This is a genomic window from Rhizobium sp. P2_G9, assembly GCF_056403475.1.
On sequence record NZ_JBFUFK010000053.1, the window covers coordinates 1 to 17222 of the forward strand.

The 17222-nt window shown below is 62.2% G+C and carries 16 protein-coding genes; 10 read left to right on the forward strand and 6 right to left on the reverse strand.

From position 1 onward, the window contains the following. From AC1DYF_RS33170 to AC1DYF_RS33180, 3 genes are all read left to right on the forward strand, one after another. The coding region (locus tag AC1DYF_RS33170; protein WP_477882206.1) for an NAD(P) transhydrogenase subunit alpha at nucleotides 1-1062 on the forward strand (1062 nt) is incomplete at its 5' end. 1 nt (nucleotide 1063) lies between these two features. Then, nucleotides 1064-1471, forward strand: coding sequence for a proton-translocating transhydrogenase family protein (locus AC1DYF_RS33175; RefSeq protein WP_477882208.1), 408 nt, complete (start codon nucleotides 1064-1066; stop codon nucleotides 1469-1471). A gap of 10 nt (nucleotides 1472-1481) precedes the next feature. Beyond that, nucleotides 1482-2879, forward strand: a complete 1398-nt coding sequence (locus AC1DYF_RS33180) for an NAD(P)(+) transhydrogenase (Re/Si-specific) subunit beta (RefSeq protein ID WP_477882210.1) — start codon at nucleotides 1482-1484, stop codon at nucleotides 2877-2879. Here AC1DYF_RS33180 and AC1DYF_RS33185 read toward each other — a convergent pair. From AC1DYF_RS33185 to rpsU, 4 genes are all read right to left on the reverse strand, one after another. After that, complete coding sequence (locus AC1DYF_RS33185) at nucleotides 2860-3375, reverse strand: P-loop nucleotide/nucleoside kinase family protein (RefSeq protein WP_477882212.1); 516 nt, start codon at nucleotides 3373-3375, stop codon at nucleotides 2860-2862. The genes AC1DYF_RS33180 and AC1DYF_RS33185 overlap by 20 nt on opposite strands. A 51-nt stretch (nucleotides 3376-3426) precedes the next feature. After that, the gene (locus AC1DYF_RS33190; protein ID WP_477882214.1) at nucleotides 3427-4494 is read right to left on the reverse strand and encodes an NAD(P)/FAD-dependent oxidoreductase; all 1068 of its coding nucleotides are present in this window, start codon (nucleotides 4492-4494) and stop codon (nucleotides 3427-3429) included. 58 nt (nucleotides 4495-4552) lie between these two features. Beyond that, on the reverse strand, nucleotides 4553-5428 hold the full coding sequence (locus AC1DYF_RS33195; RefSeq protein ID WP_477882216.1) for a tetratricopeptide repeat protein: 876 nt from the start codon (nucleotides 5426-5428) through the stop codon (nucleotides 4553-4555). Between the two features lie 117 nt (nucleotides 5429-5545). Beyond that, nucleotides 5546-5800, reverse strand: coding sequence for a 30S ribosomal protein S21 (rpsU, locus tag AC1DYF_RS33200; protein WP_477882284.1), 255 nt, complete (start codon nucleotides 5798-5800; stop codon nucleotides 5546-5548). A gap of 297 nt (nucleotides 5801-6097) precedes the next feature. Between rpsU and AC1DYF_RS33205 the strand changes: the two genes are divergently transcribed. From AC1DYF_RS33205 to AC1DYF_RS33225, 5 genes are all read left to right on the forward strand, one after another. Then, the gene (locus AC1DYF_RS33205; RefSeq protein ID WP_477882218.1) at nucleotides 6098-7351 is read left to right on the forward strand and encodes a sarcosine oxidase subunit beta family protein; all 1254 of its coding nucleotides are present in this window, start codon (nucleotides 6098-6100) and stop codon (nucleotides 7349-7351) included. A gap of 15 nt (nucleotides 7352-7366) precedes the next feature. Then, nucleotides 7367-7681 (forward strand): sarcosine oxidase subunit delta, encoded by a 315-nt coding sequence (locus AC1DYF_RS33210; protein ID WP_477882220.1) that lies wholly within the window; start codon nucleotides 7367-7369, stop codon nucleotides 7679-7681. Next, on the forward strand, nucleotides 7678-10674 hold the full coding sequence (locus AC1DYF_RS33215) for a sarcosine oxidase subunit alpha (protein WP_477882222.1): 2997 nt from the start codon (nucleotides 7678-7680) through the stop codon (nucleotides 10672-10674). The genes AC1DYF_RS33210 and AC1DYF_RS33215 overlap by 4 nt, the downstream gene beginning before the upstream one ends. Beyond that, complete coding sequence (locus AC1DYF_RS33220) at nucleotides 10667-11212, forward strand: sarcosine oxidase subunit gamma (RefSeq protein ID WP_477882224.1); 546 nt, start codon at nucleotides 10667-10669, stop codon at nucleotides 11210-11212. The genes AC1DYF_RS33215 and AC1DYF_RS33220 overlap by 8 nt, the downstream gene beginning before the upstream one ends. 63 nt (nucleotides 11213-11275) lie before the next feature. Then, nucleotides 11276-11578 (forward strand): ribbon-helix-helix domain-containing protein, encoded by a 303-nt coding sequence (locus AC1DYF_RS33225; RefSeq protein ID WP_477882226.1) that lies wholly within the window; start codon nucleotides 11276-11278, stop codon nucleotides 11576-11578. Nucleotides 11579-11580: 2 nt separating this feature from the next. On the opposite strand, the gene AC1DYF_RS33230 is transcribed toward AC1DYF_RS33225, so the two are convergent. Next, on the reverse strand, nucleotides 11581-12627 hold the full coding sequence (locus AC1DYF_RS33230) for a DUF2332 domain-containing protein (RefSeq protein ID WP_477882228.1): 1047 nt from the start codon (nucleotides 12625-12627) through the stop codon (nucleotides 11581-11583). Between the two features lie 135 nt (nucleotides 12628-12762). Further along, on the reverse strand, nucleotides 12763-14709 hold the full coding sequence (gene glgX / locus AC1DYF_RS33235; protein ID WP_477882230.1) for a glycogen debranching protein GlgX: 1947 nt from the start codon (nucleotides 14707-14709) through the stop codon (nucleotides 12763-12765). A gap of 148 nt (nucleotides 14710-14857) precedes the next feature. Between glgX and AC1DYF_RS33240 the strand changes: the two genes are divergently transcribed. Both AC1DYF_RS33240 and AC1DYF_RS33245 read left to right on the forward strand, forming a co-directional pair. Beyond that, the gene (locus AC1DYF_RS33240; protein WP_477882232.1) at nucleotides 14858-15874 is read left to right on the forward strand and encodes a hypothetical protein; all 1017 of its coding nucleotides are present in this window, start codon (nucleotides 14858-14860) and stop codon (nucleotides 15872-15874) included. A gap of 147 nt (nucleotides 15875-16021) precedes the next feature. After that, nucleotides 16022-17188, forward strand: a complete 1167-nt coding sequence (locus AC1DYF_RS33245; protein WP_477882234.1) for an HD-GYP domain-containing protein — start codon at nucleotides 16022-16024, stop codon at nucleotides 17186-17188. Nucleotides 17189-17222 lie beyond the last annotated feature (34 nt).

A 17222-nucleotide genomic window follows, 5' to 3' on the forward strand; every position in this document is an offset into this window, starting at 1 on the left:
GGCCTCGACGTTGTGATCGAGGCGGGTGCCGGCGCGCTGTCGCGCATTCCGGATGGCGAATATGAGAAGGTCGGCGCACGGATCGGCCTGATTGCCGACGCCACTTTGGCCGATGTCGTGCTCAAGGTCCGCCGCCCCACCGCCGACGAGATTCGTGGTTATAAATCCGGCGCGATCGTCATCGCCATCATGGATCCCTATGGCAACGAAGCTGCGATCGCCGACATGGCCTCGGCCGGACTGACCGCGTTTGCCATGGAACTGATGCCGCGCATCACCCGGGCGCAGTCGATGGACGTGCTCTCCTCGCAAGCCAATCTTGCCGGCTACCAGGCGGTGATCGACGCAGCCGAGATCTATGACCGGGCGATGCCGATGATGATGACCGCCGCCGGCACCGTGCCGGCCGCGAAAGTGTTCGTCATGGGCGCCGGCGTTGCCGGCCTGCAGGCGATCGCCACCGCCCGTCGTCTGGGCGCCGTGGTCTCGGCCACCGATGTCCGTCCCGCCGCCAAGGAACAGGTCGCCTCGCTGGGCGCCAAATTCATCGCCGTCGAGGATGAGGAATTCAAAGCCGCCGAAACCGCCGCCGGCTATGCCAAGCCGATGTCGGCGGAATACCAGGCCAAGCAGGCCGCACTGGTTGCCGAGCATATCGCCAAGCAGGACATCGTCATCACCACGGCGCTGATCCCCGGCCGGCCGGCGCCAAAGCTGGTGAGCCGCGATATGCTCAAATCGATGAAGCCCGGCTCGATCGCCGTCGATCTCGCCGTCGAGCGTGGCGGCAATATCGAAGGCGCGGTGGCCGGAGAAATCGCCGATGTCGAGGGCGTCAAGGTGATCGGCTATCTCAACGTTGCCGGCCGCATCGCCGCCTCTGCCTCGGCGCTCTATGCCAAGAACCTCGTCACCTTCCTGGAGACGATGATTTCCAAGGAGACGAAGGAGCTGGCGCTGAAGCTCGACGACGAACTCGTCAAGGCCACCATGCTCACCCATGGCGGAGCGGTGGTGCATCCGAATTTTGGCGGGGCACCGGCTCCGGCCAAGGAGGGCTGAAATGGCAAACGATAGCGTAAATACCGCCCTCCAGAACCTCGACAAGGCCGTCGCCGCCGTCCATGACGCGGTCGCCACCCAGCCGTCGATCGCCGATGCCGCGCATGCGCTCTCCGGCGGCGTCATCGATCCCTTCGTCTTCCGCCTGGCGATCTTCGTGCTCGCCATCTTCGTCGGCTATTATGTGGTCTGGTCGGTGACCCCGGCGCTGCATACGCCGCTGATGGCGGTGACCAATGCGATCTCCTCGGTGATCGTTGTCGGCGCGCTGCTGGCGGTTGGTCTGTCGCTGTCGGGCTGGGCCACCGGCTTCGGCTTCGTGGCGCTGATCCTGGCCTCGATCAACATCTTTGGCGGCTTCCTGGTCACCCAGCGCATGCTCGCCATGTACAAGAAAAAAGACAAGTGAGGCGGCACCGATGAATGTCAGTTTCGCAGCCTTCCTCTATCTCGTCTCCGGCGTGCTGTTCATCATGGCGCTCAGGGGTCTGTCGCATCCCTCGACCAGCCGCAAGGGCAATACCTATGGCATGGTCGGCATGGGGATCGCCATTCTCACCACGCTGGCGCTGGCCAAGCCGTCGCTACCCGCCTTCGGCCTGATCATACTTGGCTTGGCCATCGGCGGCGGCATCGGTGCGGTGATCGCCCGGCGCATCGCCATGACCGCGATGCCGCAGCTGGTTGCCGGCTTCCACTCGCTGGTCGGCCTCGCCGCGGTGCTGGTGGCGGCAGGCGCGCTCTATGCACCGGCCTCGTTCGGCATTGGCGATGTCGGTTCCATCCATGCCCAGGCGCTGGTGGAAATGTCGATCGGCGTCGCCATCGGCGCCATCACCTTCACCGGTTCGGTCATCGCCTTCCTCAAGCTTGATGGCCGCATGTCGGGCAAGCCGATCATGCTGCCGATGCGGCATGTGATCAATGCCGCGATCTTTGCCGCGATCATCATTCTCGTCGGCGTGCTGGTCGTCACCGAAAGCCATGTGGTGTTCTGGTTGATCGTGCTTCTGGCGCTTGCCTTCGGCGTGCTGCTGATCATCCCGATCGGCGGCGCCGACATGCCGGTCGTCGTCTCGATGCTCAACTCCTATTCCGGCTGGGCGGCTGCCGGCATCGGTTTCACGCTCGGCAACCTGGCGCTGATCATCACCGGCGCCCTGGTTGGTTCGTCGGGCGCGATCCTCAGCTACATCATGTGCAAGGGCATGAACCGCTCGTTCATCTCGGTCATCCTTGGCGGCTTCGGCGGCGAGACGGGTGGGCCGGCGCAGGACAATTCCGACAAGACGGTCAAGCTCGGTTCGGCCGAGGATGCCGGCTACCTGATGGCCAATGCGTCCAAGGTGATCATCGTGCCGGGCTATGGCATGGCGGTGGCGCAGGCGCAGCATGCGCTCAGGGAAATGGCCGACACGCTGAAGAAGGCCGGGGTCGAGGTCAAATATGCCATCCATCCGGTGGCCGGCCGCATGCCGGGCCATATGAACGTGCTGCTTGCCGAAGCCAACGTGCCCTATGACGATGTGTTCGAACTCGAAGACATCAATTCGGAATTCGCCCAGGCCGATGTCGCCTATGTCATCGGCGCCAACGACGTCACCAATCCGGCGGCGCGCGACGACAAGTCTTCGCCGATCTACGGCATGCCGATCCTCGACGTCGACAAGGCCAAGACCTGCCTGTTCGTCAAGCGCTCGCTCGGCTCCGGTTATGCCGGCATCGACAACACGCTGTTCTACAAGGACGGCACCATGATGCTGCTCGGCGACGCCAAGAAGGTCACCGAGGAAATCGTCAAGGCGATGGCGCATTGAGCGCGAAGATAATTCGCTCGACGCTCTGATCGACCGATAGGACGGCCGTGTCCAGTACAAGATGCGGCCGATCCCACGTTTCGTAGTGACGGTCTTCGACCTGTTGCCAGCTCGGCTTTGTCAGTCCCTCCACGTCCGTATGCCGGGTTTCCACCCGTTCTCGATGCCTGTCGACGTCGGAGCAGATGACTTCGACCTCCAGGAAGCCGACGCCTGCCTGTTCAGCGACATGCCGATAGGCATCTCGTGTGAGTTTCAATGGGTTGACCGAGTCGGCGATCACCACGCGGTCCGGCCGGAGATTGTCGGCCGCGATTCGATACGCCGCAATATAACCTGCGGGTCCGATATCTGGTCCCGCAGGCAAAATGCCTGATGAGCGGATCGCCTGTTCGATCGTGTCGATGCGGAGGTACATCGCTCCCAGGCGTTCGGCCAGTAGACGCGAGATGGTGCTTTTGCCTGCCCCGGGAAGGCCTGCGAATATGATGAACATTGGCAAATCGTCTTTCGAGATATCAAGGGAAAAGCTGCTCTTCCTCCGCATCTATCCGAAGCGTGAAAGCCGATAAGGTGCGAGCAGGTGCTGCGAAGAACCGTCGAGGACTTCATCGGCGGCAAATTCGCCGATCGCCGGCGCCAGTGTGATGCCTGAATGCGTCACGGCGAGGTGGAGACCTTCGACACCCGGTGCGCGGCCGATTATCGGGAAGCCGTCCTTCGGCATCGGGCGGAAGCCGATGCGGAAGCTGTTGTATGCGAGATCGCTTGTGTCGGAAAGCCGCGAGACAAGGTTGTCATAAACGGCGTGCGCAGTGGCTTCCGGATCCTCGCCGGGATCGGTACCGTTGAACGACGTTGAGGCAACGATATGGCCATCGGCAGCCTGACGCATTTCCATGCCGGGTGCGACGATGATGTGCCGGATAAACGGCGGAGCTGGCCTGGTGTCCACCAACAGGCCGGGTGACGCTGTCAGGGGAACCGTGACGCCGATGGATGCGGCAAGCTCCGGCGTGGCGGCGCCGGCCGCGACGATCACTTCATCGGCGTCTATGATACCGGCGTCGGTGACGATGCCGGTGACCCGGCCGTTGCGGGCGGAGAGGGCGCTCACATGGACGCCTTCGAGCAGGGTTGCGCCTAATCTTTCTGCATCGGCAAGCAGGTCGCGGGCGGCAGCGTCCGGCTCGATCATGCCCTCTTCGTCGATCTTCAGCGCCCATTCCGGCGGTTCGGCGATATGCGGCTCAAGCGCTGCGATCTGCGCGCGGCTGACGCGCTCCATTCCGTATCCCCAGGATGAGTGCTCGGCTGCAAAATTTTCCAACCCATCCGGCGGCAGGTCGTAGCAGATCGATCCGCTCCAGCGCGGCGCGATGCCGGGGACGGATTCGGCCAGCCGCCGCCAGCCGGCCATGGCATGGCGCCTGAGATGGAAATAGGGTTCCGGATTACCCCAGCTGGCATTGATCCAGGCAAAGGAATTGGGCGTCGCCACACCGCCTGGCTGGGTGCAACAGACCGTGATCTTCGCACCACGTCGAGCCAGATGCCAGGCAATGGATGCGCCGATGATGCCGCCGCCAATGACAATGATGTTGGGCTTTGCCATGTCGAATCTCCGCTTGCTGGGCGCAGCATAGCGGAGATTTCGATTGGATCAGAAGCGGTTAATTCGCCACGACCGAACTTCTCGTGCGATCCACGCCGTCACGCGCCGGCTGGTATTTGGGGTCGAGCTGTATCGCATGCATGTAGGACTTGTAGGCGCGCTTCAAGTCCTTGCGGCGCTCGTAGACCAGCGCCTGGTTGGCCCAGGATTCTGCCAGCGTGCCGTCGAGTTCGATGGCGTGGTTGAAGTCGGCGAACGCGTTATCGTCGTCGCCGGTCGCCAGATAGGAGATGCCGCGGCCGTTATAGGGCTCGGGCGAATTGGGCGACAGCGAAATCGCGGAGGAGAAGTCCTCGATCGCCTTGGCGTGATTGCCCTTCTTCTGCTCGATCAGGCCACGGTTGTGGTAGGCGCGCGGATCGGTCGTGTCGAGGCCGATCGCCTGATTATAGTCGGCGAGCGCCTGGTCGAGCTGTCCGGCCTGGCGATAGACATTGCCGCGACCGATAAAGGCGACGTCGTAGCGCGGGCTGAGCTTGAGCGCGGTGGTGTAATCCTGCAGCGCCAGATCCGGCTTGCCCATATTGCGTTCGATCAGGCCGCGATTGGCATAGGCCTGGTAGAATTTCGGATTGAGTTCGATCGCCTTGTTGAAGTCGTCGAGCGCGTCGCTGAATTCGCCGGCACGGCCATAGGCGGAGCCACGGGTATTGTAGCCTTCCGGATCCGACGGGTTGGCGTTGATCACGGCCGTCAGCGAGGCGATGTTCTCTTCCGCGCCCTGCGCCTTGTTGATGCGAATCGTATCGGTGGTGTCGGTGGTGCAGGCTGCAAGGGAGCCGGTAAGCGACAGCAGAATGAGGCCCGTGCGCATCGCGGCAAGCCCGCGTCCGTTGAAAAGGCTGCCCCGGCAATCTGCAGTGCGTTTGTTCATGATCGATCGTCTTCCCGCAAACCGCCCCGGCGGACAGCCAAACTCAATCAAAAAGGCGGTGGCGAACCGAATCGCCCCCGCCACTTATCTATCAGATTTCGTCAGAACGACGGCAGATCAACGGGCTGCAGCAGGACGGCCGCCGCTGACTATGCCGCCTTCGCGCTGGGCGCGCTTGCGAGCCAGCTTGCGGACGCGGCGAACGGCTTCCGCCTTTTCGCGGGCGCGCTTCTGAGAGGGCTTCTCGTAGTAATCGCGCATCTTCATTTCACGGAAAATGCCTTCGCGCTGCATCTTCTTCTTGAGAGCGCGAAGCGCCTGATCAACATTATTGTCGCGAACCAGTACCTGCACGTGAATCCCGTTCCTTATCTCGAGTTGGCGCCGGAATAGCGAAGATTCCGGAAAACAAAGTTTGCCTTCGCATGGCCGGAGGTCACGCGATTGAGGGAACGCACTACCAGAAGCGTCGCTCCAAGTCCAGTGCCGACTTTATATTTTGATGCAAATCCGCTGCATCCCTGTCGCAAATATCTCTATGTCAGACTTTATAGCCATGGCGGAGGCGCGCTTTGCAGCGTCGCAAAACGGACGTTGCCAACGTCGTATTTTTGCGATTTGGTCCTGCAACGACATCAGCACCGCCTGACGATAGGGAGCTTCCATCGGATGCGCAAATATTCAGTTTTCGCCATCGCCCGCGAGGCCATGCGTGGCCATACAGGCTGGGAGAAGCAATGGTCTTCGCCCGAGCCGCGCAAGGACTATGATGTCATCATCATCGGCGCCGGCGGCCACGGCCTCGGTGCCGCTTATTATCTCGCCAAGGAGCATGGCATCACCAATATCGCGGTGATCGAAAAGGGCTGGCTGGGCGGCGGCAATACAGGCCGCAACACCACGATCATCCGCTCGAATTACCTCTATGACGAGAGCATGGATATCTATGAGCATTCGCTGAAGCTCTGGGAGAATCTGTCGCAGGACCTGAACTACAACGTCATGTATTCGCCGCGCGGCGTGATGATGCTGTCGCATACGGTGCATGACCGCCAGACCTTCATGCGCCATGTCCATGCCAACCGTCTCTACGGCATTGACAATGAATGGCTGACGCCGGAGCAGGCGAAGGAATATTGCCCGCCGCTCGATATCGCCGCCGCTGCCCGCTATCCGATCAACGGCGCGGCGCTGCAGCGTCGCGGCGGCACGGCCCGTCACGATGCCGTTGCCTGGGGCTATGCTCGCGCGGCTTCGGATCGCGGCGTGCATGTCATACAGAATTGCGAAGTCACCGGCATTCGCCGTGGTCCCGATGGCGCGGTCACCGGCGTCGACACGTCCAAGGGTTTTATCGGCGCCAAGAAGGTGGCGGTGTCGGCCTCGGGTCACAACACCGTGCTGATGGCGATGGCCGACGTGCGCGTGCCGCTGCATTCCAATCCGCTGCAGGCACTGGTTTCCGAGCCGATGAAGCCGATCTTCCCCTGCGTGGTCATGTCCAACACCGTGCATGCCTATATCTCCCAGTCAGACAAGGGCGAACTGGTGATCGGCGCCGGCACTGACCAATATGTCTCCTATTCGCAGACGGGCGGCCTGCAGATCATCACGCACACCCTGGATGCCATCTGCGAAATCTTCCCGATCTTCCGACGGGTGAAGATGATGCGCCAGTGGGGCGGTATCACCGACAACACGCCGGACCGTTCGGCAATCCAGTCGAAGACGCCGGTCAAGCATCTCTATGTCAATTGCGGCTGGGGCACGGGTGGCTTCAAGGCGACGCCGGGTTCGGCGCATCTCTTCGCCCACCTGATCGCCAAGGACGAACCGCATCCGCTGGCCGCCGGCCTGACGCTCGACCGCTTCACCAGCGGCCGGCTGATCGACGAAGCCGCCGCTGCGGCCGTGGCGCACTGAACGAGGTCTCCGACAATGCTGCTTATCTTTTGCCCCTATTGCCAGGAAGACCGTTCGGAACTCGAGTTCCGCGGCGCCGGCGACGCGCATATCGACCGCCCGCAGAACATCACCGAAATCTCCGACGAGCAATTCGCCGAATATTTCTTCATGCGTGACAATCCCAAGGGCCTGATCTTCGAACGCTGGCGGCATATCCATGGCTGCGGAAAATTCTTCCGCGCCATCCGCCACACCGTGACGGACAAGTTCGTGATGACCTACAAGCAGGAAGAGCCGCGGCCTGACGAGGCGACCATCGAAGCCCGGCTTGCAGGAGGCGCAAAATGAGCGGAGCCAATCGTATTGCCGGCAAGGGCCGGCTGACGCCCGCCAAGACGGCGCGCTTCACCTATGACGGCCGTGTGCTCGGCGCGTTGGAAGGCGACACCGTCGCCTCGGCGCTGCTCGCCAACGGCATCCATCTCGCCGGCCGCTCATTCAAATATCATCGGCCGCGTGGCATCCTGACCGCCGGTCCGGAAGAGCCGAATGCGCTGTTCGATATTTCCCGCGACGCCGCCCGCGCCCAGCCGAATGTCCGCGCCACGGTGCAGGAAGTGTTCGACGGCATGAAGGTCAAGTCGCAGAACCGCTGGCCGTCGCTGGCCTTCGATGTCGGTGCGGTCAACAATCTGCTGTCGCCGTTCTTCGCCGCCGGCTTCTATTACAAGACCTTCATGTGGCCGAAGTCGGCCTGGAAGAACGTCTATGAGCCGCAGATCCGCAAGGCGGCCGGCCTCGGCGAAGCGCCGAAGGAAGGCGATCCAGATCACTATGCCGGCCGCTATGCGCATTGCGACGTGCTGGTCGCTGGCGGCGGCATTGCCGGCATTGCTGCGGCGCTGGCCGCGGCCGAAGCCGGCGCCAGCGTCATCCTCGCGGATGAGCGGCCGACCTTGGGCGGTGCGCTGCACTTCGATGCCGGCGTGACCATCGACGGCCAGGACGGCTATGCCTGGGCGCAGGCGATGGGCGCCAAGCTCGCCGCCATGCCGAATGTCCGGGTGCTGACCCGTACGACGGTGTTCGGTTATTATGAGCATAATTTCCTCGGCCTTGCCGAGCGCGTCACCGACCATCTCGCCAATCCCGACAAGCATCAGCCGCGCGAGCGGCTCTGGCAGGTGCGCGCCAAGCGCGTCATCCTCGCCACCGGCGCCATCGAGCGGCATATGGTGTTTGACGGCAATGACCGGCCGGGCATCATGCTGGCGTCGGCCGCGCGTACCTATCTCAACCATTATGGTGTCGTCATCGGCGCCAAGGTCGGCGTCTACACGGCGCATGATTCGGCCTATGAGGCAGCCTTCGATCTCAAGGCGGCCGGCGTGCAGGTTCCCGTCATCGTCGACAGCCGCGACCGGCCCGGTGAGGAAGTGCTCGCCAAGGCGCGTTCTCTCGGCATCAATGTCATGACCGGCTCCGCTGTCATCGGCACGTCCGGCAGCCTGCGTATCAAGTCGATCGAGGTGGCCCGCCGGGGCATGCGCCAGGGCGAGAAGATCGCCGTCGACGCGCTGATCGTCTCCTCCGGCTGGACGCCTGCGGTGCATCTCTTCTCGCAGTCGCGCGGCAAGCTTGCCTTCGATGGCGAGAACCAGCGTTTCCTGCCCGGCACCAACCACGAGAACAGCTTCTCGGTCGGCGCCTGCAACGGCACAGACTCGATCGAGGCCGCCGTTCAAGAGGCGATCGGCGCAGGCGAACTGATGGCACGGGCGACCGGTGGTGAAAAGCCGGTGTCGCTCTCCATCTCTGCCAGCCAGCCTTTCGCCTGGACCGGTGGCATGGCGGGTGCGGCTGAAGGTGCCGGCCCGGATAACACGACGGCCAAGGCCTTCGTTGACTTCCAGCACGATGTGACCGCCAAGGATATCCGGCTTGCGGTGCGCGAGGGCATGCATTCCATCGAGCATATCAAGCGCTTTACCACCAACGGCATGGCGACCGACCAGGGCAAGCTCTCCAATGTTCATGGCCTGGCGATCGCAGCAGAATCGCTCGGCAAGCCGATCCCTGAAGTGGGTCTAACGACCTTCCGCGCGCCCTATACGCCGGTGACCTTCGGCACGCTGGTCAGCCATTCGCGCGGTGCGCTGTTCGACCCGGCCCGCAAGACGCCGATCCATAACTGGTCGGTGGCGCAGGGAGCGGTGTTCGAGGATGTCGGCAACTGGAAGCGCGCCTGGTTCTATGCCAAGCCGGGCGAGGACATGCACCAGGCCGTCGATCGCGAATGCACGACGGTGCGCAACATTGCTGGCGTGTTCGACGCTTCGACGCTCGGCAAGATCGAGGTCGTCGGGCCGGATGCGGCCAAGTTCATGAACCTCATGTACACCAATAGCTGGGACAGCCTGAAACCGGGCCGTTGCCGCTATGGTATCATGCTTCGCGAGGATGGTTTCGTCTATGACGACGGCGTCGTCGGCCGGCTGGCGGAGGATCGCTTCCATGTGACCACGACGACGGGCGGTGCGCCGCGCGTCATGCACCACATGGAAGACTATCTGCAGACAGAATTCCCGCATCTCGACGTGTGGCTGACCTCGACCACGGAACAGTGGGCCGTCATTGCCGTGCAGGGCCCGAAGGCGCGCGAGATCATCGAGCCGCTGCTCGAAGGCATCGATCTCTCCGCCGAGGCTTTCCCGCATATGAGCGTGGTGGAAGGCAAGATCGCCGGCGTGCCGACGCGGCTCTTCCGCATGACCTTTGCCGGCGAGCTCGGCTTCGAAGTCAACGTGCCGGCTGATTACGGTCAGTCGGTGATGGAAGCGATCTGGGAGCGCGCGGGACCCCTGGGCGCTTGCGCCTATGGCACCGAGACGATGCACATCCTGCGCGCCGAGAAGGGCTATATCATCGTCGGCCAGGATACCGACGGCACGGTCACGCCCGACGATGCCGGCCTTTCCTGGGCGGTGGGCAAGAAGAAGGCTGACTTTGTCGGCATTCGCGGCCTGAAGCGTCCGGACATCGTCCGCGAAGGCCGCAAGCAGCTCGTCGGCCTGCGCACCAAGGATCCGAAGGTGGTGCTTGACGAAGGCGCGCAGATCGTCGCCGATCCGAACCAGCCGAAGCCGATGAAAATGCTCGGCCACGTCACCTCGTCCTATTGGTCGGAAAATCTCGGCCATTCGATTGCACTGGCGCTGGTCGCCGGCGGACGGTCGAAAATGGGCCAGACGCTTTACGTGCCGATGCCGGACCGGGTGATCCCGGTCGAGGTTTGCGACATGGTGTTCTATGACAAGGAAGGAGGCCGGATCAATGGCTGAAGCAGTCCGTAAATCGCCGCTCTCCCATGCTGCCGCAGGTTCTGCTACAGTGCGTATCGACCTGCTGCCGGCGGCGGCCCGCGCCGCGTTGCGCGCCAAGCCGGATGCGGTCGGTGCGCTCTCCAGTGCGCTTGGCGTCACGCTGCCGACGCAGCCGAAGCATTCGTCTGCGAGCAACGACAGGCATGTGCTGTGGATCGGGCCGGACGAATGGTTCCTGATCGGGCCAGACGGCACCGATTTTGTCGCCCTTGCCGGCAATTCCGGCGTGCTGCATTCGGCGGTCGATATCTCGCACCGCAATGTCGGCATCCTCGTCACCGGGTCGGGTGCGGCCGCCGCGATCAACGCGGGCTGCCCGCATGATCTCTCGGAAGCCTCGTTCCCGGTCGGCGCCTGCGCCCGCACCGTGCTCGGCAAGATGGAGATCATCCTCTACCGGACGGCTCAAGATGTTTATCGCGTCGAATGCTGGCGCTCGTTCGCCGAATATTGCTTCGGCATGCTGGCCGAGGGTGCGGCAGACGCCGATCTCTGAGCTTTGAGAACCAGATACCATGCGCTATATTCCTGGTGGATATAGCGCATGGTGGATTGTTCGATGGCCAGTGTTCCCTTTCCTCTTCATCTTGAGCCGGAGCTGCAGCGTCGACTCGAAGAGGTTGCGCGGGACGAAGATGTTTCAGTTGCGGCGATGGCTGCGCAAGCGATCGAAACTTTCCTCGACAATCGAGAGTATAAGCGGCGAGAAATTGCGGCTGCCATTGCCGAAGCGGACAAGGGAATATTCATTTCGTCGGAAGCCATCGAGCGATGGATGGCTTCGTGGGGCACAGACAACGAATTGCCACCTCCCGAACCGGATATTTTTCCAGATCAAGGGAATGATAAAGCGACGAAATAGGGCTATTGCCAGCCCTTCCAATCCACCCATCGGCCGTGGAAATCGCTGCGGCCAACTTCCTGCTTCTCTCCTGTTGGCCAAATCTGCAGAGTGAGCAACGCGCCCTCCGGCTTGCCGTCGGCCTCCAACTGCAAGCGCGCCAGAGGCGCATCCTCAGTTGCTCTTTCACCAGCCTCGGCGATCAGCCGCTCACCTTCAGCCTGCAAGGCCTTCGGCAGATATTGCCAGGCGATCGTGTTGAAGATCGCATGCACCGCTCCGGGGTGGATGACCTCTAGCCGGGTTTTCAACCAGTCGATGGCGTCGGCCTGGTCGATATTGAGGCCATGGGCGGCGGCAAGGTCGAGGGCTGCACGGGTGCGGGCGAGGCGGTCTGCCTGGTCGGCCCAGATATAGGAGAGCATCCGCAGGCGGTGCTCGGGGTTGGCGGCATCGACCGGGTTGAGGTCGCAGCCGGCGCGATCCTGGACAGTCAGGGACGCGGAGGGCAGGGGTGCGCCGCGCCATTCCGGGGCGATGACGACGGGCGAATCCGGGTTGCCCCAGGTCGCCTCACCGAGGCGATAGAAATAGCGGTCCCATTGCAGGTTGAGGCCGGCGCTGGAGCCGACTTCCGACAGAACCAGCGGCTTGCCGAAACGGGCGGCGAGTGTCAGGAAACCGGGCAGCAACGCGCCCGAACGGCGCACCTCATTGGTTTGCGGCGCCGATTTCAGGCGTTCGAGGATGAAATCGGAATGCGCCGTTAAAGCGTGGCGGATGGCTGCCCAGAGTGCATCGTCATCGCTTTCGGATGGTGGATAGGCGGCGGAAAGAAGACCGTCGCCGCCCTGCAGCACGAGTGCGTGCAAACAGCCGGCGATGCGCAACGGCACGGAATCGGCCGCGGGGGAGGGATCGCCTTCCCATCCGAGAATGGTGGTTCCTACCGGATTGTCGGCTTCGAGCCGTTCGGCCAGCAGGCGGCAGACACGGGCGGTGAAGGGCGAGCCCAGGCTGTCGCAGGCCTTTGCCTGGCCGAGGAATGCGGCGCGGATATCGTAAGGCATTCAGCCCTCCTTGATCTGCTCTTGTGCTATGCGCAGTTTCACATGCGCTCATCGCCGAGGCTATGACGGCGGTCATCAATTTTCGTGCGCAAGCGATCACTGCCGGCCGTTTCGAGCCGTGCGGCAGCTTGAGCGCTAATCGAGCCTGCCGGCAAAAATCGACACCGAGCGCGCGGCGACCGTCATGCCGGTACCAAGCACGACCTTCCAGTTCCGCGCCCCGCCTGGCAGATGAATGAGCTTGTCGTCGCGGGTCCGGTTGAAGGCGATGGCGAGCCGGCAGAGTTCGTTGGCTTCGCGGTCGACGGTTTTCAGCGACATCAGCAGATAGCCGTTGCCGGGTGCATCCCAGTCCCAGACCTGCATCGGCATGCCTGATGGCGACAGCCATTCGACATCCTGGTCGGTCAGGAATCGGGTGCTGGAAAAAATGTCGAAGCGCCGGCGGATGGCCGAGAGCGTGGCGGCATGATCCTCGATCTCGATATCCCGCTCAGCCCAGTTGAGCCAGGTCAGCGGATTGTCCTGCGCATAGGCATTGTTGTTGCCGTCCTGGCTGCGGCCGAATTCGTCGCCGGCCGTCAGCATGATCGCGCCGCGGCTGGCAAACAGCGTCGACAGTAAGGCCTTCACATCGCTGCGGCGATGACTTTTGATCAGGGGATCGCTGGTCTTGCCTTCGGCGCCATTGTTCCAGGAATAGTTCTCATTGTGGCCATCGCGGTTCTGCTCGCCGTTCAGCGCATTGTGCTTGGCATTGAAGGACACGAGATCGAGCAGGCTGAAACCGTCATGGGCGGCGATGAAATTGACCGTGCGGGTCGCGGTGCCGCCGTGACGAGAAAAGGTGCTGGAGGAGCCGGCGAGCAGGGAAGCGAGATCGCCGATCTTATGATCATCGCCACGCCAGAACATCCGCATGTCGTCGCGCGCGCGGTCGTTCCATTCGAGAAAGCCCTCGGGGAAATTGCCGAGTTGATAGCCGCCGGGACCGATATCCCAGGGTTCGGCGATCAGGACACGGTCGGCCAGCAGTGCATCCTCGCGCATCGTCGCCAGCACTGCTGCGTCCGGGTGGAAGCCGTGCGGGCCGCGGCCGAGGATCGGGGCGAGGTCGAAGCGGAAGCCATCGATGCCGCAATGGCGGACGAAGTGCCGGAGCGTATCGAGCACCAGTTCGCGCACCGGGCGATGGTCGCAGGCGAGCGTGTTGCCGGTGCCGGTGTCGTTGACCAGACCGCCCGGATCGCCTTGGGGATGACGGTAGTAAGTGAGGCTGTCGATGCCGCGCATCGAGACGATCGGCCCGAATTTGTCGCTTTCACCGGTATGGTTGAAGACGAGGTCGAGAATGGTACCGATGCCATGGGCATGCAGCGCTGCGACAGCTTCTGCCAGTTCGCGCACGCCGCCGGGGCAGAGGCGCGGGTCGAGCGCCATCATGGCGACGGGATTGTAGCCCCAGCTGTTGCGCAGATTGAGCGGCGGCAAGTGGCGCTCATCGATCCAGGCGGTGATCGGCATCAGTTCGACGGCCGAGACGCCGAGTTTCCGAAGATGGGCGATGATCGCCGGGTGGCTCAGCGCCCGCACGGTGCCGCGCTCGGCTTCGGGGATGTCGGGATGCTGCATGGTCAGGCCGCGGACATTGACCTCGTAGATCAATCCGCCGGTCTGGAAATGCGGTGCGTGATGCGGAATCGGGTTGCATTGCCTGGCAATCGATTTCGGAACCACGGCGGCCGTGTCGGCGCCGAACTGCGACAGGATTGGGTCGTAGCGGAAGGGCCTGTCGAGCTCCACCGCATAGGGGTCGACAAGCAGTTTCGACGGATCGAACCAGAGCCCGCGTTCCGGCGCCCAATCGCCATGGGCACGATAGCCGTAATGTGTTCCCGCCCGTGCGCTGTCGACCGATAAATGCCAGACGTGATCGTTACCCACCGTCATCGGCAATCGCGAGAGCTCAAGGCCGCCATCGTCCTCGTAGAGGCATAGATCGATTGCCCTCGCATATCGGGACCGGATGGAGAAATCGATGCCGCGAGAAGTGATCGTCACGCCAGGCTTGGCTTGGGGCATGGGGGAGACTTTCGATTGGAACGATTCGGCACAACGTATGGCGGAAACAAGAAAACGTTATTTCAGGCGAAACCGACAGCCCCAATTAGGAAATTCCTGTGCGTCGCGGTGTCGATGATATTAGAAAGAAGCCAAGAAGGAGCGGTACATGGAGATGGAGCCGAAGAGTGAGGTGATCGTTCATGCTGAAACGCGCGATAGCGTTAGCCTGCCGGTGATCGATGTCACGCATCCGCGTTTCCACGTGCCGGACGATGCGGCCGGCCGGCCGGCTCTGCAAGAAGCGTTCCTGCGCAGCGAGCGGCGCAACCGCCTGATCCCGCGCTTTGTCATGCGCTGGATGCTGAAGTCGGCGGTGCAGAAATCGAAGCTGCTGGCAGCACTCTTCGGCGGCCGGGAAAGCTTTCTCGACGGCATCACCACCTATGTGATGAAGCTCGGCGCCGACAATCTCGTGCCGCCTTATGACGCGCCGATCGACCGACGTTTCGCCGCCTCGCCGCATGCAACCTATCTCAGGCTGAGAACGCAGCAGATGGCGGAACTGATGGCCGACGGGCTAATACCCTATCTTCGCCCCGATGCACGGCCGCTGCATATCATCAATATTGCCGGTGGGCCGACGATCGATACGCTCAACGCGCTGATCATTCTCAGGCGGCGTAACCCGGTATTGCTGGCACGCAAGATCGCGATCCATGTGCTGGATCAGGACGATGCTGGTCCATTCTTTGGGCGCAATGCGCTTGCGGCGCTGCAAGCGGAGAACCGGGCTCTCGCCAGCCTCGATATTGCCTTCCACCATCGCGCTTACGACTGGAACGATGTCGGTCTTCTCGGTGAGCTCATCGCGGACTGTGTTGGGCGAAATGCGATCATTGCCGCCTCCTCGGAGGGGGGCCTGTTCGAATATGGCAGCGACCAGGCAATCATCGACAATCTCAAAGTTTTGGCTGCCGATGGCAAAGGTGTTCGTTTCGTCGTCGGGTCGGTGACGCGCGACGACGAGCAGCGCCGGAAACTGCTCGCACAAAGCCGCATCAAGCTGATCTTGCGCGGGCTGGAGGGCTTTTCGCCTCTGGCGGCAAAGGCTGGGTTTGGCATCCGAGACAGCCGTCCGACGATCTGGAGCGACCAAGTCGTTCTTTCGCCAATAGAAAATTAGTATTTACTAAATAATTTGGGCTCGTCGGGTGGTCAGTTAGCTTTTGTCAAAACTTGCCTGTGAATATTAGGATTCCAGTAAGTCAACTATAGGAAGCTGTCCTTCGTTCAACACCAGTTCCGTGGGCAGCCGATAGTGGCAGAGGCAATGACGAGCGATCGGGGGACCGCCCTGGATATTGACGACCTTATTCTGCAGCTTTCACTGGCGCGTGGTTTCGACGAAGTCACGGCGATCGTCCGTAGCGCGGCGCGGCCGCTGGTCGGCGCCGATGGCGTGACCTTCGTGCTGCGCGATGGCGATAAATGCTTCTACGCGGATGAGGATGCGATCGGGCCGCTGTGGAAAGGTCAGCGTTTTCCGCTGGAAAGCTGCATTTCCGGTTGGTCGATGCTGCACAAGGAAGCGGTGGTCATCGAGGATATCTATGCCGACCAGCGCATTCCGCACGCAGCTTATCAGCCGACTTTCGTCAAAAGCCTGGTCATGGTTCCGGTGCGGCGCGACGATCCGGTGGGCGCGATCGGTTGTTATTGGGCGTCGCATCATCGGCCGTCGAACAGCATCATTCGCACCCTGCAGCGCATCGCCAACAGTGCTGCGGTGGCGATGACCAATATCGCGCTTGCCAATTCGCTGCGCGCTGCGCGCGACGAGGCGATCCGCGCCAAGGATGCCATGGTGATGGCGATGGCGGATCTGGCCGAGGCGCGCGACAACGAGACCGGCAACCATATCCGTCGCACGCAGCACTATGTCCGCGCGCTGGCCGAGGCCTGCCTGGCGCGCGGCGTCTATGCGGGAGAACTCAATTCCGAGACGATTGCGCTGCTCTACAAGTCAGCGCCGCTGCATGATATCGGCAAGATCGCCATTCCCGACGCCATCCTGCGCAAGCCGGGCAAGCTGACGGGCGACGAATTCGCCATCATGAAGACGCACGCCATGCTCGGCGGGCGCGCCATCGCCAATGCCCAGAACAATCTCGGCGTCGACTCCGGCTTCCTGCATGTTGCCGGACAGATCGCCGAGACGCATCACGAGAAATGGGATGGTTCCGGTTATCCGAACGGATTGAAAGGCAGCGAGATTCCGCTCGCCGGCCGGCTGATGGCGATCGCCGACGTCTACGACGCGCTGATTTCGGAGCGGGTCTACAAGCCGGCAATGCCGCATGAGGAGGCGGTGAGCATTATCCTGGCCGAACGTGGTCGGCATTTCGATCCGAAACTCGTCGAAGTGTTTGCCGAGATTGAGGGACGTTTCGCCGAAATCCAGGCGAATTTCGGCGATCCAATATCACGTGCAGCCTGATACGGTCAGGAGCGAAGTGCCCTCTCAGCTTACA